Source organism: Microbispora sp. CL1-1, from assembly GCF_012034195.1.
Classification (GTDB): Bacteria; Actinomycetota; Actinomycetes; order Streptosporangiales; family Streptosporangiaceae; genus Microbispora.
Genome location: NZ_JAATEK010000001.1, coordinates 250,045 through 264,423, shown reverse-complemented (window position 1 = coordinate 264,423; position 14,379 = coordinate 250,045). Strand labels below are relative to the sequence as shown.

At 70.4% G+C, this 14,379-nt stretch carries 13 protein-coding genes and 1 riboswitch; of the genes, 6 read left to right on the top strand and 7 right to left on the bottom strand.

Annotated elements, in window-relative coordinates; all coding sequences use genetic code 11:
- Positions 1–172: 172 nt before the first annotated feature.
- Genes ribH through ribD form a run of 5 tightly spaced genes read right to left on the bottom strand, consistent with a single transcriptional unit; the run spans position 173 to position 4,279 of the window.
- Positions 173–661 (bottom strand): 6,7-dimethyl-8-ribityllumazine synthase, encoded by a 489-nt coding sequence (gene ribH / locus HCK04_RS01215; protein WP_142644987.1) that lies wholly within the window; start codon positions 659–661, stop codon positions 173–175.
- Positions 658–1,917 (bottom strand): bifunctional 3,4-dihydroxy-2-butanone-4-phosphate synthase/GTP cyclohydrolase II, encoded by a 1,260-nt coding sequence (locus HCK04_RS01210; RefSeq protein WP_142644986.1) that lies wholly within the window; start codon positions 1,915–1,917, stop codon positions 658–660. The genes ribH and HCK04_RS01210 overlap by 4 nt, the downstream gene beginning before the upstream one ends.
- Before the next feature lie 17 nt (positions 1,918–1,934).
- Positions 1,935–2,567 carry a nicotinamide mononucleotide transporter family protein gene (locus HCK04_RS01205; RefSeq protein ID WP_142644985.1) on the bottom strand — a complete coding sequence of 211 codons (633 nt, stop codon included), beginning with the start codon at positions 2,565–2,567 and terminating at the stop codon, positions 1,935–1,937.
- Positions 2,564–3,172 (bottom strand): riboflavin synthase, encoded by a 609-nt coding sequence (locus HCK04_RS01200; protein ID WP_142644984.1) that lies wholly within the window; start codon positions 3,170–3,172, stop codon positions 2,564–2,566. The genes HCK04_RS01205 and HCK04_RS01200 overlap by 4 nt, the downstream gene beginning before the upstream one ends.
- Positions 3,173–4,279, bottom strand: coding sequence for a bifunctional diaminohydroxyphosphoribosylaminopyrimidine deaminase/5-amino-6-(5-phosphoribosylamino)uracil reductase RibD (ribD, locus tag HCK04_RS01195; protein WP_260617012.1), 1,107 nt, complete (start codon positions 4,277–4,279; stop codon positions 3,173–3,175).
- Between the two features lie 130 nt (positions 4,280–4,409).
- Positions 4,410–4,560: riboswitch (FMN riboswitch) on the bottom strand.
- A gap of 339 nt (positions 4,561–4,899) precedes the next feature.
- On the opposite strand from ribD, the gene HCK04_RS01190 reads away from it, so the two are divergent.
- The 5 genes from HCK04_RS01190 (at position 4,900) to HCK04_RS01170 (ending at position 10,957) form a co-directional block, all read left to right on the top strand.
- A complete protein-coding gene (locus HCK04_RS01190) occupies positions 4,900–5,928 on the top strand; it encodes an ABC transporter permease (protein ID WP_142644983.1) in 1,029 nt (342 codons plus the stop codon).
- Positions 5,929–5,960: 32 nt separating this feature from the next.
- Positions 5,961–7,754, top strand: coding sequence for an ABC transporter substrate-binding protein (locus tag HCK04_RS01185; RefSeq protein ID WP_142644982.1), 1,794 nt, complete (start codon positions 5,961–5,963; stop codon positions 7,752–7,754).
- Between the two features lie 79 nt (positions 7,755–7,833).
- Positions 7,834–8,814: an ABC transporter permease gene (locus HCK04_RS01180; protein ID WP_142644981.1), complete on the top strand. Its 981-nt coding sequence runs from the start codon at positions 7,834–7,836 to the stop codon at positions 8,812–8,814.
- Between the two features lie 50 nt (positions 8,815–8,864).
- Positions 8,865–9,929 carry an ABC transporter ATP-binding protein gene (locus HCK04_RS01175; protein WP_142644980.1) on the top strand — a complete coding sequence of 355 codons (1,065 nt, stop codon included), beginning with the start codon at positions 8,865–8,867 and terminating at the stop codon, positions 9,927–9,929.
- Positions 9,926–10,957: a dipeptide ABC transporter ATP-binding protein gene (locus HCK04_RS01170; RefSeq protein WP_142644979.1), complete on the top strand. Its 1,032-nt coding sequence runs from the start codon at positions 9,926–9,928 to the stop codon at positions 10,955–10,957. The genes HCK04_RS01175 and HCK04_RS01170 overlap by 4 nt, the downstream gene beginning before the upstream one ends.
- A 295-nt stretch (positions 10,958–11,252) precedes the next feature.
- On the opposite strand, the gene rpe is transcribed toward HCK04_RS01170, so the two are convergent.
- Entirely contained in the window at positions 11,253–11,924 is a 672-nt protein-coding gene (gene rpe, locus HCK04_RS01165) for a ribulose-phosphate 3-epimerase (protein WP_142644978.1), read from the bottom strand.
- Positions 11,925–12,067: 143 nt separating this feature from the next.
- Complete coding sequence (locus HCK04_RS01160) at positions 12,068–13,354, bottom strand: MFS transporter (RefSeq protein WP_142644976.1); 1,287 nt, start codon at positions 13,352–13,354, stop codon at positions 12,068–12,070.
- Between the two features lie 53 nt (positions 13,355–13,407).
- On the opposite strand from HCK04_RS01160, the gene HCK04_RS01155 reads away from it, so the two are divergent.
- Positions 13,408–14,280, top strand: a complete 873-nt coding sequence (locus HCK04_RS01155; RefSeq protein WP_142644975.1) for a winged helix-turn-helix transcriptional regulator — start codon at positions 13,408–13,410, stop codon at positions 14,278–14,280.
- Positions 14,281–14,379: the final 99 nt, after the last annotated feature.

The following is a 14,379-nucleotide window of genomic DNA, read 5'->3' as shown; positions in this document are numbered from 1 at the left end:
GGCGGCGTACGGCGTCCCCGGCCTGCGGGACCGTGGGCGGATACTGCGTGATCACCAGTCAAGTCTTCCCGGCTCGGCGCTGCGGATGCGAGGGCCGCGGCTTCGAGGCTGTGGCTTCAAGGCTGTGGCTTCAAGGCTGGGGCTTCGAGGCCGCGGCTTCGCGGACTGCGGTTCAGGTGACCGGGCGAGGTCGGCCGGCGAGGCCGCGGAGGAGGAGGGCGGTCTCCAGGGCGGCGATCGTCGCCTCATACCCCTTGTCCTCCTTGCTGCCCGGCACGCCGGACCGGTCAACCGCTTGATCAAGGGTGTCACAGGTGAGCACCCCGTTGCCCACCGGGGTCGACTCGTCGAGCGAGACCCTGGTCAGTCCCGCGGTCACCGAGTCGCAGACGTAGTCGAAGTGGGCCGTCTCCCCCCGGATCACCACGCCGAGCGCGACGACGGCGTCGCAACGCCGGGCCAGGGCCTGCGCGACCACCGGGATCTCCAGCGACCCGGCCACACGGGCCGTGACGACGGCCGCGCCGCTGTCGCGCGCCGCCTGCTCCGCCCGCGCGAGCAACTGGTCGGTGATCTTCTCGTGCCACCGGGCCGCGACGATGCCGACGGTCAGCCCGCCCGCGTCCACCGCCGCCGCGTCCGGTCGTCCGACGCCGCTCATGAGGCCTCCTTGCCGAAGTGTTCGCCGTGGATGTCGCGGGGCACGTCGCCCGAGATCTCGTGACCGAGCCGGTCACGCTTGGCGGTCAGATACTTCTCGTTGTAGGGGTTCATCGCCACCGGCATGGGCTCGCGGCCCAGGACCTTGATGCCGTACCCGTCCATGCCCCGCACCTTGGCCGGGTTGTTGGTCAGCAGCCGCACCGACTTCACGCCGAGGTCGGCGAGCATCTGCCCGGCGTTGGAGAACTCCCGGGCGTCCACCGGAAGCCCCAGCTCCAGGTTGGCGTCGACGGTGTCGCTGCCGTTGTCCTGCAGGCTGTAGGCCCGCAGCTTGGCCAGCAGGCCGATGCCGCGTCCCTCGTGGCCGCGCAGGTAGACGATCACGCCGCGCCCGTTCTCGGCGATCATGCGCATGGCGGTGTCGAGCTGCACGCCGCAGTCGCAGCGCAGCGAGCCGAGCACGTCGCCGGTGAGGCATTCCGAGTGCGCCCGGACGAGCACGTTCTCGCCGTCCTCGATGTCGCCGTACACCAGCGCGACGTGCTCGCCGCCGTCGAGCGCGCTGGCGTAGCCGTACGCCCGCCAGACGCCGTAGCGGTTGGGGATGCGCGTCTCGGCGACCCTGGTGACCATGCTCTCGGACCTGCGGCGGTGCTCAATGAGCTGCTCGATCGACACGAGCGCGAGGTCGTGCTCGTCGGCGAACTCGCGCAGGCGGGGCAGGCGGGCCATCGTGCCGTCGTCGTTGACAATCTCGGCGAGCGCGCCGGCCGGGGTCAGCCCGGCGAGCCTGGCGAGGTCGACCGACGCCTCGGTGTGCCCGGGCCGCGCCAGCACGCCGCCCTCGCGGTAACGCAGCGGGAAGATGTGCCCCGGCCGGACCAGCTCGTACGGCTCGGTGGCCGAGTCGCACAGCGTCCTGATCGTCTTGGCCCGGTCGGCGGCGGAGATGCCCGTGGTCACCCCGTCCCTGGCGTCCACGCTGATCGTGTACGCGGTGCGCAGGCGTTCGCGGTTGTCCTGCACCATCAGCGGCAGGCCGAGCCGGTCGAGCGTGGCGCCCTCCATGCCGACGCAGATGACGCCGCTCGTGTAGCGGATCATGAAGGCGACCAGCTCCGGCGTGGCCTTCGACGCCGCGAAGATGAGGTCGCCCTCGTTCTCACGGTTCTCGTTGTCCACCACCACGACGGGCTTGCCGTCCCTGATGTCGTTGACGGCCCGCTCGATCGGATCCAGCCTGATCCCGCTCATGGGACGCCTTCCCTCACTCATGCGGTCACCGCCCGCAACCCGCGCGACTGGCGCAGCCAGTCACGGAACCCGATCATCACCATCACGAAGAACAGTCCGTAGACGAGGCCGGAGACCACCAGCCCGGAGCTGAACGCCAGCGGAACCCCCACGAGGTCCACGGCGACCCAGATGATCCAGAAGTCGACCAGCGCCTTGCCCTGCGCCCAGGTCGCCACCGCGCTGCCGACGAAGATGTAGGCGTCCGGCCACGGCGCCCAGGAGATGTTCCAGCCCCGGGAGTTGAGGAAGGTGAACAGCAGCGCGACCGCGACCGTCCCGGCGATCATGACGGCCACGAGCGCCCCGCGCTCCCGGACGCGCGCCGAGCGGATCGGCAGCTCCGCGCCGCCGCGGGTGCCGCGCGACCACTTCACCCAGCCGTAGACCGCGAGGATGCCGAACAGCGCCTGCTTGAGCGCGTTGCCGGTGATGTGCGCGCTGAACGACGCCACGAACAGCAGCACGGAGCCGACGAGCTGCACCGGCCAGGTCCAGATCGTCTTCTTGATCGCGAGCCACACCGTGCCCAGCGCGCACACGTTGCCCACCAGGTCGGTCCACAGGACGTGCTGCCCCAAGACGTCGAACCCGGCCTCCGTCCAGCTCATGCCGAGGCCCCCTTGGCGGTCGCCGCGGTGAGCTTCTCGACATACTTGGCGATCACGTCGACCTCGAGGTTGACCGGCTCGCCCGGCTGCTTGCGGCCGAGCGTGGTGAGGTCGAGGGTGGTGGGGATCAGGCTGACGGAGAAGGTGTCGTCCGTCACGGCGGCCACGGTGAGGCTGACGCCGTCCACCGCGATCGAGCCCTTCTCGACGACATAGCGGGCGAGGTTCGCGGGCAGCGAGAGCCGCACGACCTCCCAGTGCTCGCCGGGCTCGCGCGACAGCACCTCCCCGGTCCCGTCCACGTGGCCCTGCACGATGTGCCCGCCGAGCCGCTGGTCGGCGCGTACGGCACGCTCCAGGTTGACCCGTGAGCCGGGGCGCAGCGCCCCGAGCGACGACCGGTCGAGGGTCTCCTTCATCACGTCGGCGGTGAAGGAGTCCCCCTCCGCGCCGGCCACCGTGAGGCAGACGCCGTTGACGGCGATCGAGTCGCCGTGCCGGGCGTCGGCGGTGACGAGCGGGCCGCGCACCGTGAGGCGCGCGGAGTCGCCCAGCGGTTCGAGTGCCACGACCTCGCCGAGCTCCTCGACGATTCCGGTGAACATTCAGCTCTCCTTAGGGGACTGCGGGGCGGAGGACTTGGGCCGCAGGACCAGCCTCAGGTCCGGCCCGACAGGGGTGACGCCGGCGAACTCCAGCCGGTGGATCTCGGTGATCGTGGAGGCGCCCGCGGGGCCGAGCGCGGCCGCCCCCGCACCCAGCAGGGCCGGGGCGAGGTAGCCGACGACCCGGTCGACCAGGCCCTCCCGGAGGAAGGCGCCGGCGAGGACGGGCCCGCCTTCGATCAGCACGCTCACGACCTGCCTGCCGTGCAACTCGGCCAGGAGGGCGCGCAGGTCGATCCCGCCGGGGACGCGCGGGAGCCGTACGGCGTGGGGGGACAGATGGGCGGGGACGGCCGCGTCCTCGGCCACGGCGACCAGCGTGGGGGCCTCGCCGTCCAGGACGCGGGCGGCGGCCGGGGTGCGGGCGCCGGAGTCCACGACCACGCGCAGCACGGGCGCCTCGCGGAGCGGGGCGGGGACGCGGGCGGTGAGCCGGGGGTCGTCGGCGAGCACGGTGCCGATCCCGGCGATCACGGCGTCGCTCTCGGCCCGCAGCCGGTGCACGTCGGCCCTGGCCTCGGGCGAGGTGATCCACTGGCTGGTGCCGTCCTCTGCCGCCGAGCGGCCGTCCACGGTGGCGGCGAACTTCCAGGTCACGTACGGCCGGCCGGCCCGGACGTAGGTCAGCCAGGCGGCGTTGACCTCCTCGGCCTCGGCGGTCAGCACGCCCTCGTCCACCACCACGCCGTGCTCCCGCAGGACGGCGGCGCCGCCCGCGGCCTTCGGGTTGGGATCGGAGACGGCGACGACGACCCGGGCCACGCCCGCCTTGAGGAGGGCGGCGGAGCAGGGGCCGGTCCTGCCGGTGTGGTTGCAGGGCTCCAGCGTCACGTAGGCCGTGCCGCCCCTGGCCCGTTCGCCGGCCTCGCGCAGCGCCACGACCTCGGCGTGCGGCCCTCCGGCGTAGGCGTGGAAGCCCTCGCCCGCGACCTCGCCCGACGGATCGAGGATCACACAGCCGACGACGGGGTTGGGACTGGTGCCGCCCAGTCCCCGGGCGGCGAGCGCGATCGCGCGCCGCATGTGAAGGATGTCCCGTGAGGTCACCCCGGTCTTCCTCTCGCCGTTGTCTACGGCGGGCCCCGGGGTTGTTCGGGATGCGGCCTCGCATCATCTGCACGGACGGCCTCGCTCCGGCGCGGCCACACGGCCGCCCGGCGGCACCACGACCGCCCGTTCGCGCGCTTCCTCCCATCCGGACTTTCACCGTCGGTCCTGGAATCTCACCAGGTCCACCGGCCGATGGCTTCGGCCGGGTCGCGGACTTCACCCCTGGGGGCAGGGATGTCACCGCCGGTTCGGAATTACACCGACCCCGGAGCACGCTGCTCTGCTACCCGTCAGTGTAGCCGTGCCCGGCTCGTGGCCCGAAGGTGGGATTGGGGTGATCTGCGGCACACGCTTAGCAGTTGCGTTTCGTCTCAGCGGTGTGCGAGTTGTGTCACAAAGCTGTGACACAAAAGGATTTGTGTAATAAGTAGTGTTCCGCGCCACGTATAACGAGGTCAATGCGGTCGCAGGACACAAGGTGATTTACTTTGCACAACGAAGCAAGCAAGCGGCGAACTACCCGCCTCAAGTGATTGACCCCCGCAAAATTAGTTGCCAGGGTTCCCTATAGTCGGATCTCTTCCGATCGTTAATGGTCCATCCGGGAGCACCGCACCATGACGTTCCCCTCCTCGACCGCGACCGACGCCGGCGCGGAGTCCGCGGACGCCGCGGACGCCGCGGGCACGGCCGGTTCCGGTCCCGCCGTCGTCGGCCGCTCGCCCGGCCAGCTCATGTGGCGCCGCTTCCGGCGCGACAAAACGGGCGTGGCATCGGCCATCATCGTGCTCGCGTTCTTCCTGATCGCGTTGCTGGCTCCCGTGATCTCCGCGCTGTACGGCAAGGATCCGTACACGACCTACGGGCAGAACCAGCCCGGCCTGCTGAACGACTTCGGCTACCCGATCGCGCCCAACGGCGGCATCAGCGGCGACTTCTGGTTCGGCCTGGAGCCCGGCCTGGGTCGCGACGTGTTCACGCAGCTCGTGTACGGCATCCGCACCTCGCTGAGCATCGCCCTCGTCGTGACGGTGATCACCACCATCATCGGCGTCGCGATGGGCATCACCTCCGGCTACCTCGGCGGCAAGACCGACTACGTGATCGGGCGGGTCATCGACACGCTGCTCGCCTTCCCCTCGCAGCTCTTCCTGATCGTGTTCCTGCCGGTCGTCGAGGCCGCGATCGTGCTGCCCGAGGAGGAGACGCCCGTCTGGCTGCGCTACGTGTCCATCTGCGTCGTCCTCACCGTCCTCGGCTGGGCCACGATCGCCCGGTTGCTCCGCGCACAGGTGCTGTCGCTGCGGGCGCGCGAGTTCGTCGAGGCCGCCCGCGTCACCGGCGCGTCGCCGTTCAGGGTGATCTTCAAAGAGCTTCTGCCCAACCTCTGGACTCCGATCATCATCCAGTCCACGCTCGCGCTCCCGCTGTACGTGGGCGCCGAGGCCGGTCTCGGCTTCCTGGGCGTCGGCATGACGGAGCCCACCCCCGACTGGGGCCGGATGTTCCAGGTGGGAGTGAACGTCTACCACTCCGACGTGACCTACCTCCTGTTCCCCGGCGTCTCGATGCTGATCTTCGTGGTCGCCTTCAACCTGCTCGGGGACTCCATCCGCGACGCCTTCGACCCCAAGACAAAGCGCTGACCACACGCGCTCTCCCCCATAGGAAGGACCACATGAGATCGCATAGCAGGCGGATCGCCTCGATGACGGCCGTGCTCGCGGTGGGCGCGCTCGCCCTCGCCGGCTGCGCCAAGGGCGGGGGCGGCGCGGCACCCCAGGGCGCTGCGGGCACCTCGCAGAAGCCGCTGGAGAACAAGGCCGTCAGCGCCATCTCGGTCGGCACCGCGGCCGACTCCACCGGCCCCGCCCCCGAGGTTCCGGGCGCCAAGTCCGGCGGCACGGTCTACATGATCGACCGGGACGACTTCAGCCACCTGGACCCGGGCCGCGTCTACGTGAACTACAACTCCTCGGTGTCCCACCTGTTCACCCGCCAGCTCACCGCGTACAAGCACGACGACTCGGGCAACATCAAGCTCGTCGGCGACCTGGCGACCGACACCGGCACCACCACCGACAACGGCAAGACGTGGAAGTTCACGCTCAAGGACGGCCTGAAGTGGGAGGACGGCTCGCCGATCACCTCCGCTGACATCAAGTACAGCTTCGAGCGCCTGTTCGCCGACTTCATCACCGAGGGCCCGGACTACGCCGAGACGTGGCTGGTCCCGGACCCGAAGAAGCCGTTCCGCGACCAGTACAAGGGCCCGTACGACGGCAAGGAGCTCGACACGATCGAGACTCCGGACGACAAGACGGTGGTCTTCCACCTCAACGGGGAGCACCCGGACTTCAACTTCACCGTGGCCATGACCGGCTACGGCGCCGTGCCCAAGGCGCACGACACGAAGCAGAAGTACGACAAGCAGCCGTTCTCCTCGGGTCCGTACAAGATCGTGAGCCACATCACGGACAAGTCGCTGGACCTGGAGCGCAACCCGAACTGGGACCCGAAGACCGACCCCATCCGGCACGCGTACCCGGACAAGTTCCACATGGAGTTCGGCCTGCAGGCGCAGCAGACCACCGAGCGCTTCATGGCCGACACCGGCACCGACAAGCAGGCGTTCACCTTCCACAACCCGGTCGCCCCCGAGCGGGTCCAGGAGGTGCTGGGCAACCCCGAGCTGATGAAGCGGTCGCTGCAGGGCCTGACGCCGTTCACGACCTTCTACAACATCAACACCAAGCGGATCACCGACGTCAACGTCCGCAAGGCCATCATCACGGCCTGGCCGTCCAAGCAGATCCAGCAGCTCGAGGGCGGCGAGATCGCGGCCGGCAAGATCGCCACGACGGTCATGAGCCCGACGGTCCTCGGCTACGAGCAGTTCGACCTGTACAACAAGCTCGCCAAGCCCGAGGGCGACCCCGAGGCGGCCAAGGCGCTGCTCGCCAAGTCGGGCACCCCGAACCCGACCGTCGTCTACGCCTACAACCAGACGCCGGTCCAGGAGAAGGTCACCGTCGCCATCAAGGAGGCGCTGACCAAGGCCGGCTTCAACGTGGTGGCCAAGCCCCTCAACCCGACGACGTACTACGACGCCATCGGCCCGGTGGACAACAAGTACGACATCTACTGGGGCGGCTGGGCGGCCGACTGGCCGACCGGATCGACCGCGATCCAGCCGCAGTACGACGGCCGGCTGATCTCCGACAACCAGCCGAACTACACGCACCTCAACGTGCCGGAGATCAACGACGCCATCGACAAGGCCAACGCGATCAGCGACCCGGTCGAGGCCGGCAAGGCGTGGGCCGCGATCGACCGGCAGATCATGGACCAGGCCGCGATCGTCCCCGAGTTCTACCAGACCTACTTCGGTCTGTACGGCTCGGGCCTCGGCGGGGTCAAGTTCGACCCGATCGAGGGTGAGCAGTCGGCCCTCGACATCTACGTGAAGTAGCAGCAACCAGGGTCCGCCGCCCCTTCGCCGGGGCGGCGGGCCCCAGGCCCGTCCCGCCCGCAGGAGCAAGTGCGAGACCATGACCAGCTATCTGGTACGCCGCGTCGCCGGCGCCCTCGTGATCCTGATGATCATCAGCGCGATCACGTTCTACCTCTTCTACGCCGTCCCGCGTGACCCTGCCCGGGCGTTCTGCGGCAAGATCTGCCAGCCCGAGACACTGGCGCTGATCCGGCACAACCTGGGCATGGACGAGCCGCTCTTCGTGCAGTACTGGCACTGGCTGGCGGGCATCTTCACCGGCCGCGAGTTCGTCCAGTTCGGCGAGTGCCCGGCGCCCTGCCTCGGCTACTCCTTCGCCACCCAGGAGCCCGTCTTCGGCGCCATCGTCGACCGCTTCCCGGTGACGCTGTCGCTCACCCTGGGCGCGTCGGTGGTCATCCTGGCGTTCGGCATCATGACCGGCATGATCGCGGCCTGGAAGGTCGGGCAGCCGCTCGACAAGATCGCGAGCGCCTCGTCGGTCGTCGGAGCCTCGCTCCAGATCTACTTCGTCGGGCCGCTGCTGGCGTTCTACCTCGTGGACACCCTGCAGCTGATCCCCCGCCCGTCGTACGTGCCGATCACCGAGAACCCGTTGGACTGGTTCACCCACCTGCTGCTGCCGTGGGTGGTGTTGTCGATCATCTTCACCGCCAACTACACCCGCATGACCCGTTCGCAGATGGTCGAGCAGCTCACCGAGGACTACGTCCGTACGGCCCGCGCCAAGGGCATGTCGAACAAGGCGGTCTTCTTCCGCTTCGCCTGGCGCGGCGCGATGATCCCCATCGTCACGATCTTCGGTGTCGACCTCGCAACGCTCCTGGGCGGCGCGATCATCACCGAGCAGACGTTCAGCCTCCACGGCATCGGCGAGCTCGCCGTACGCGCCGTGCAGAACACCGACCTGCCGATGCTGCTCGGCGTGACCATCGTGGGCGCGGCGGCGATCGTCCTGCTGAACATCGTGGTGGACGTGCTCTACGCGTTCATCGACCCGCGGGTCCGCCTGACCTGAGCCCGCCCTACCAACGCCCTACCAAGTCGAACCGGGAACTGGAGCAGCAAGTGACCACCGTGTCGTGGAGCAGCGAGCCGGGGACCTCGCGCGGCCCCGGGCCGTTCCTGTCCGTCCGCGACCTGAGCGTCGAGTTCAGCACCGAGGACGGCATCGTGCACGCCGTCGACGGCCTGTCCTTCGATCTGGAGAAGGGCACCACGCTCGGCATCGTCGGCGAGTCCGGATCGGGCAAGTCGGTGACCAACCTCGCCATCCTCGGCCTGCACGACCCCGCACACACGAAGATCAGCGGGGAGATCTGGCTGGAGGACCAGGAGCTGATCTCGGCGGACCGCACCACGATGGAGCAGCTCCGCGGCAACCGCGTCGCGATGATCTTCCAGGACCCGCTGACCGCGCTGTCGCCGTTCCACACGATCGGCCGGCAGATCGGCGAGGTCTACCGCAAGCACAAGGGCGCGAGCAAGAAGGAGGCCCGCGACCGGGCCATCGAGATGCTCCGCCGGGTGGGCATCCCGCAGCCGGAGCGTCGCGTGGACAGCTACCCGCACGAGTTCTCCGGCGGCATGCGCCAGCGCGCGATGATCGCGATGGCGCTGGTGTGCGACCCCGACCTGCTCATCGCCGACGAGCCGACGACCGCGCTCGACGTGACCGTGCAGGCGCAGATCCTCGACCTGCTCAAGGAACTCCAGCAGCAGTTCGGCACCGCGATCATCCTGATCACCCACGACCTCGGCGTGGTGGCCGGCACCGCCGACAACGTCATGGTCATGTACGCCGGGCGGGCAGCCGAGCGCGGCACCGTCCGCGAGGTGCTGCGCGAGCCGCAGCACCCCTACACGTGGGGCCTGTTGTCGTCGATGCCGCGCCTGAACGCGCCCGTCGACGTCCCGCTGATGCCGGTGCGCGGCACTCCCCCGAGCCTGCTGAACCCGCCGTCCGGCTGCCCCTTCCACCCGCGCTGCGACTACACGAAGCTCGCCGGGCCGGAGCTGTGCTTCGGCCAGCGGCCGTCGATCTCCCCGGAGACCGGGCACGGCGACGCCTGCTACCTCACGCTGGAGCAGAAGAGGGAGCTCCGCACCGCGAAGACCGAGGACCACGCATGAACGAGACGCTGCTGGAGCTCAAGGACCTGGTCAAGCACTTCCCCGTGCGGGGCGGTGCGCTGATCAAGCGCCAGGTGGGGGCCGTCCACGCCGTGGACGGCATCGACCTCACGGTCGGCGAGGGCGAGACCGTCGGCCTGGTGGGCGAGTCGGGCTGCGGCAAGTCCACCAGCGGCCGCCTGGCGGCGCGCCTCCTCGAACCCACCTCCGGCAAGATCCTCTATCGGGGCCAGGACATCAGCCACCACTCGCGCCGGCAGCTCAAGCCGATCCGGTCCGAGATCCAGATGATCTTCCAGGATCCCTACAGCTCGCTCAACCCGCGCCACACCGTCGGCACGATCATCCGCGGGCCGATGGAGGTCAACGACATCAACCCGCCCGGCGGGCGCAAGAAGCGGGTCCAGGAACTGCTGGAGATCGTCGGCCTCAACCCCGAGCACTACAACCGCTTCCCGCACGAGTTCTCCGGCGGCCAGCGGCAGCGCATCGGGATCGCCCGGGCCCTGGCGCTCGACCCCAAGCTCATCATCGCCGACGAGCCGGTCTCGGCACTGGACGTCTCCATCCAGGCCCAGGTGGTCAACCTGCTGCAGCAACTGCAGCGCGACCTCGGCATCGCGTTCCTGTTCATCGCGCACGACCTCGCGATCGTCCGGCACTTCTCGCAGCGCGTCGCCGTCATGTACCTCGGCAAGATCGTCGAGGTGGGCGACCGCGAGTCGATCTACGAGCGGCCCCGGCATCCGTACACGCACGCCCTGCTGTCGGCCGTGCCGGAGCCGGACGTGTCGAGCGAGCCGCGCGAGCGCATCCGCCTGGCCGGCGACGTCCCGTCGCCGATCAACCCGCCGTCCGGCTGCCGGTTCCGCACGCGCTGCTGGAAGGCCCAGGACAAGTGCGCCACCGAGGTGCCGCCCCTGGTCAGGCTCAGCGGCAACCGCGAGGGTCACCTGACCGCCTGCCACTTCCCCGAGGCGCCCACCACGCAGGGCGAGGACGTGGTCCTCGACCCCGCCCTCGCCTGACGCTTCCCGGCACACGCGACGGGCGCGGCCCCCTCGGGGGGCGCGCCCGTCGTCGTTTCGTCCGATGTACGCCCGCTGCCCTGCCGTACGGATGCGGCACCGGCGGCGTGGCCCGGTGGTCGGCGCCGCTGTCCCCCGGGGACGCCCGAAGCGGTGACGGCCACCGCCGTCAGCCGCCCTGCGGCGCAGGATTCCGGCCCCGGAGGCGCCGACGCGCAGGTGCCTGCCGTGTGCTCGGCGACGGGCCGGGCGGGGCCGTTCAGGCGGGCGGGGCCGTTCAGGCGGGCGGGGGCGTTCAGGCGGGCGGGGCGGCCCGTTCGGCGAGGCTCCTGAGCTCCTGGACGGCGCGGGCGGGGTCGTCGGAGCCGTAGACGGCGTTGCCCGCCACGAAGACGTCGGCCCCGGCCTCGGCACAGCGCTCGATCGTCTCCGCGGAGACACCGCCGTCGACCTGGAGCCACACCTCGCCGCCGTACTTGTCGATCAGCGCCCGGGCCCGCGACAGCTTCGGCAGCACGATGTCGAGGAAGCGCTGCCCGCCGAAGCCCGGCTCGACGGTCATGACGAGCATCATGTCGATCTCGGGCAGCAGGTCCTCGTACCCCTCGACGGCGGTCGCCGGGTTCAACGCCAGACCTGCCCTGGCCCCGGCGGCGCGGATCGCCCGCAGCGTGCGCACGGCGGCCTTGGCCGCCTCGGCGTGGATCGTCACACTGGCCGCGCCCGCCTCCGCGTAGTCCGGCGCCCATCGATCCGGGTCCTGGATCATGAGGTGGCAGTCGATCGGCGTCGAGGTGGTCTTCAGCAGCGACTCGACGACCGGCAGGCCGAGCGTCAGGTTCGGCACGAAGTGATAGTCCATGACGTCGACGTGGAGCCAGTCGGCGACGTCCTTGACGCGTGCGGCCTCGTCGGCGAGGCGGGCGAAGTCCGCGGACAGGATGCTGGGCGAGATCTGAACGGCCATAGTGCCTGCAGTCTATTTCGCCGGGACCTCCGTCCCGCTCCTTCCCCCGGCAACCCCGGCGACCCCGACGACCCCGACGACCCCGACGGCCCCGGCGACCCCGACGGCCCCGTCGTCCCCGATGGCAGGGCGCGGGTGCCCGCTCAGGCTTCGGCGGCGAGCTGCCGCCGATGCGCGGGCGGGCCGGTGGAGTCGCCGCTCCGCCGATAGTCGGTGAGGTCGCGCAGGCGCCGGATCGGTGAGGCCAGCAGCACCAGCGGAATGCAGACGGCCGGGACGACGAAGATCAGCAACGTGATCCGGCCGCCGAGCATCCCGGCGACCGCTCCGGCGACCAGGCCTCCGACCGGGATCGCGCCCCAGGAGACGAAGCGCACCGTGGCCATCACCCGGGACAGCAGGCCGGGCGGGCTGGCGATCTGCCGATAGGTGCGGGTCACCACGCTGAACGTCACGATGCCGGCGGCGAACACCACGTTGCCCACGGCGAAGGCGGCGAAGCCCGGCCAGCCGGCGCCGAGGGGAATGACGAGCGCCCCGGCGACCGCGGCGAAGCCGGCGACGATCAGGGCCCGGGCGGTGCCGAGCCTGGCCGTGACCCGGTTCGTCAGGGCCGCGCCGATCAGCGAGCCGACGCCGTCCGCCGCCAGCAGCAGGCCGACGAGGCCGGGCGCGGCGTGCAGCTCGCGTACGAGATACAACGCGTAGAGCGCCTGCTGTGCCCCGCAGACCGCGTTGGCCGCGGTGGCGGCCCACATGCACGGGCCCATGACCGGGTGGCGCGCGACGAAACGCCAGCCTTCGCCGATCATCTCGCGCATCGGCGGCCAGCGGTCGGGGGCCTGTGCGCGGCGTTCCGGCAGGGTCCGCAGCAGCAGGGCCGAGACGAGGTAGCCGGCCGCGTCGACGAGGAGGGTGGGCACCGCCCCGAGCACCTGGACGACGATGCCGCCCGCCGACGGCCCGCCGAGCTGGGTGGCGGCATGGGTGCCCGACGTCAGGCTGTTGCGCGACTGCAACTGCTCCCTGCTCACGATCGACGGCAGAAAGGTCGAGTTGGCGACGTCGAAGACGACGTTCGCGAAGCTCGTCACGAGGGCCACGATCACGAGCTGGGCGACCGTCAGCCGGTCGGACCACCAGGCCAGCGGGATGGAGACGATCGCCGCCGCACGGGCCAGGTCGGCGCCGACCTGCACCCGTCGCATGGGGAGCCGCTGCACCACCACCCCGGCGGGCAGGCCGATCACGATCCAGGCGACGTAACCGGCGGCGGCGATCAGGCCCATCTCGAACGCGGAGGCGTCGAGCACCGTCAGGGCCGTCAGCGGCAGCGCCACCGCGCCGACCGCCGAGCCGACCGCGCTGACCGTGCCGGCCGTCCACCACCGCCAGAAGACGGCCGCCCCGCCTCCGCTGTCGATTCCCATCCCCGCACCTCTCCTCAGTCAGTTCCAATCTGAAACGCACTATACTGGAGCGCGTGAAGCGCGCGGATCTACCCGACTCCGACTGCGGTATCGCGCAGGCCCTCGGCGTGATCGGCGACTGGTGGACGTTCCTGATCGTTCGCGACATCGCGGGCGGCATCACCCGCTTCGACGGTCTTCAGCGTGAGCTCGGCGTCAGCCGCCGGGCGCTGGCCGAACGCCTGGCCGGGCTCGTCGACCACGGGGTGCTGGAGAAGCGGCCCTATTCCGAGCACCCGCCGCGTTACGACTACGTGCTGACCGCGAAGGGCGAGGGCCTGCTGCCGGCGCTCATCGCACTGCAGGACTGGGGCACCAGGCATGTGATGGGCGACGGGGCGCTGACCGCGACCAGCGAGGACGGGTCCGCCGAAAGCCGCCGCGTGCACGATCTGGTCGGCCGGAAGGTGCCGGACGTCGTGCTGGATCGCCACGACGGCGAGCCGGTCACGCCCGTCGCGCCGGGCGTCTGGACCGTGCTGTTCTTCTTCCCCGGTGCCTTCGCCCCGGGCACCCAGGGCTACCCGCCCGGCTGGACCGACATCCCGGGGACGAAGGGATGCACCCTGGAGGCGCTCACCTACGCGTCACGGCATGCCGGCTTCGAGGCGGCAGGCGCCGCGGTCCGGGGCGTGAGCACGCAGCGGCCCGACCAGCTGGCCGCCTTCGTCGAGCATGCGACGTTGCCCTATCCCCTGCTGTCCGACCAGGACAGCAGGCTCGCCGCAGGGCTGCTGCTGCCGACCTTCCGGACGGCCGGCGTCGACCGCTTCAAGCGCCTCACGCTGCTGGCCGACCCCGGCGGGATCATCCGGGCGGTGCAGTTCCCGATCAACGATCCGGCCGGTTCCGTGGACGAGATGCTCGCCCTCGTCCGCGATCGATGACATCCACCGCCGCCCGCAATCAGCCGCGCGTACGCGGGCCGATGACTGCGGCCCGCGCGCCGGCCGCCTGACGCGCGCCTGCGCTTCACCGTCGCCCGG

What these genes read in the sequence shown, in the direction of transcription:
- ribH (WP_142644987.1), bottom strand. Translation starts at nt 661, where the DNA reads ATGAGCGGCGTCGGACGACCGGACGCGGCGGCGGTGGACGCGGGCGGG.
- HCK04_RS01170 (WP_142644979.1), top strand. Translation starts at nt 9,926, where the DNA reads ATGAACGAGACGCTGCTGGAGCTCAAGGACCTGGTCAAGCACTTCCCC.
- HCK04_RS01180 (WP_142644981.1), top strand. Translation starts at nt 7,834, where the DNA reads ATGACCAGCTATCTGGTACGCCGCGTCGCCGGCGCCCTCGTGATCCTG.
- HCK04_RS01185 (WP_142644982.1), top strand. Translation starts at nt 5,961, where the DNA reads ATGAGATCGCATAGCAGGCGGATCGCCTCGATGACGGCCGTGCTCGCG.
- HCK04_RS01200 (WP_142644984.1), bottom strand. Translation starts at nt 3,172, where the DNA reads ATGTTCACCGGAATCGTCGAGGAGCTCGGCGAGGTCGTGGCACTCGAA.
- HCK04_RS01160 (WP_142644976.1), bottom strand. Translation starts at nt 13,354, where the DNA reads ATGGGAATCGACAGCGGAGGCGGGGCGGCCGTCTTCTGGCGGTGGTGG.
- HCK04_RS01210 (WP_142644986.1), bottom strand. Translation starts at nt 1,917, where the DNA reads ATGAGCGGGATCAGGCTGGATCCGATCGAGCGGGCCGTCAACGACATC.
- HCK04_RS01190 (WP_142644983.1), top strand. Translation starts at nt 4,900, where the DNA reads ATGACGTTCCCCTCCTCGACCGCGACCGACGCCGGCGCGGAGTCCGCG.
- rpe (WP_142644978.1), bottom strand. Translation starts at nt 11,924, where the DNA reads ATGGCCGTTCAGATCTCGCCCAGCATCCTGTCCGCGGACTTCGCCCGC.
- HCK04_RS01205 (WP_142644985.1), bottom strand. Translation starts at nt 2,567, where the DNA reads ATGAGCTGGACGGAGGCCGGGTTCGACGTCTTGGGGCAGCACGTCCTG.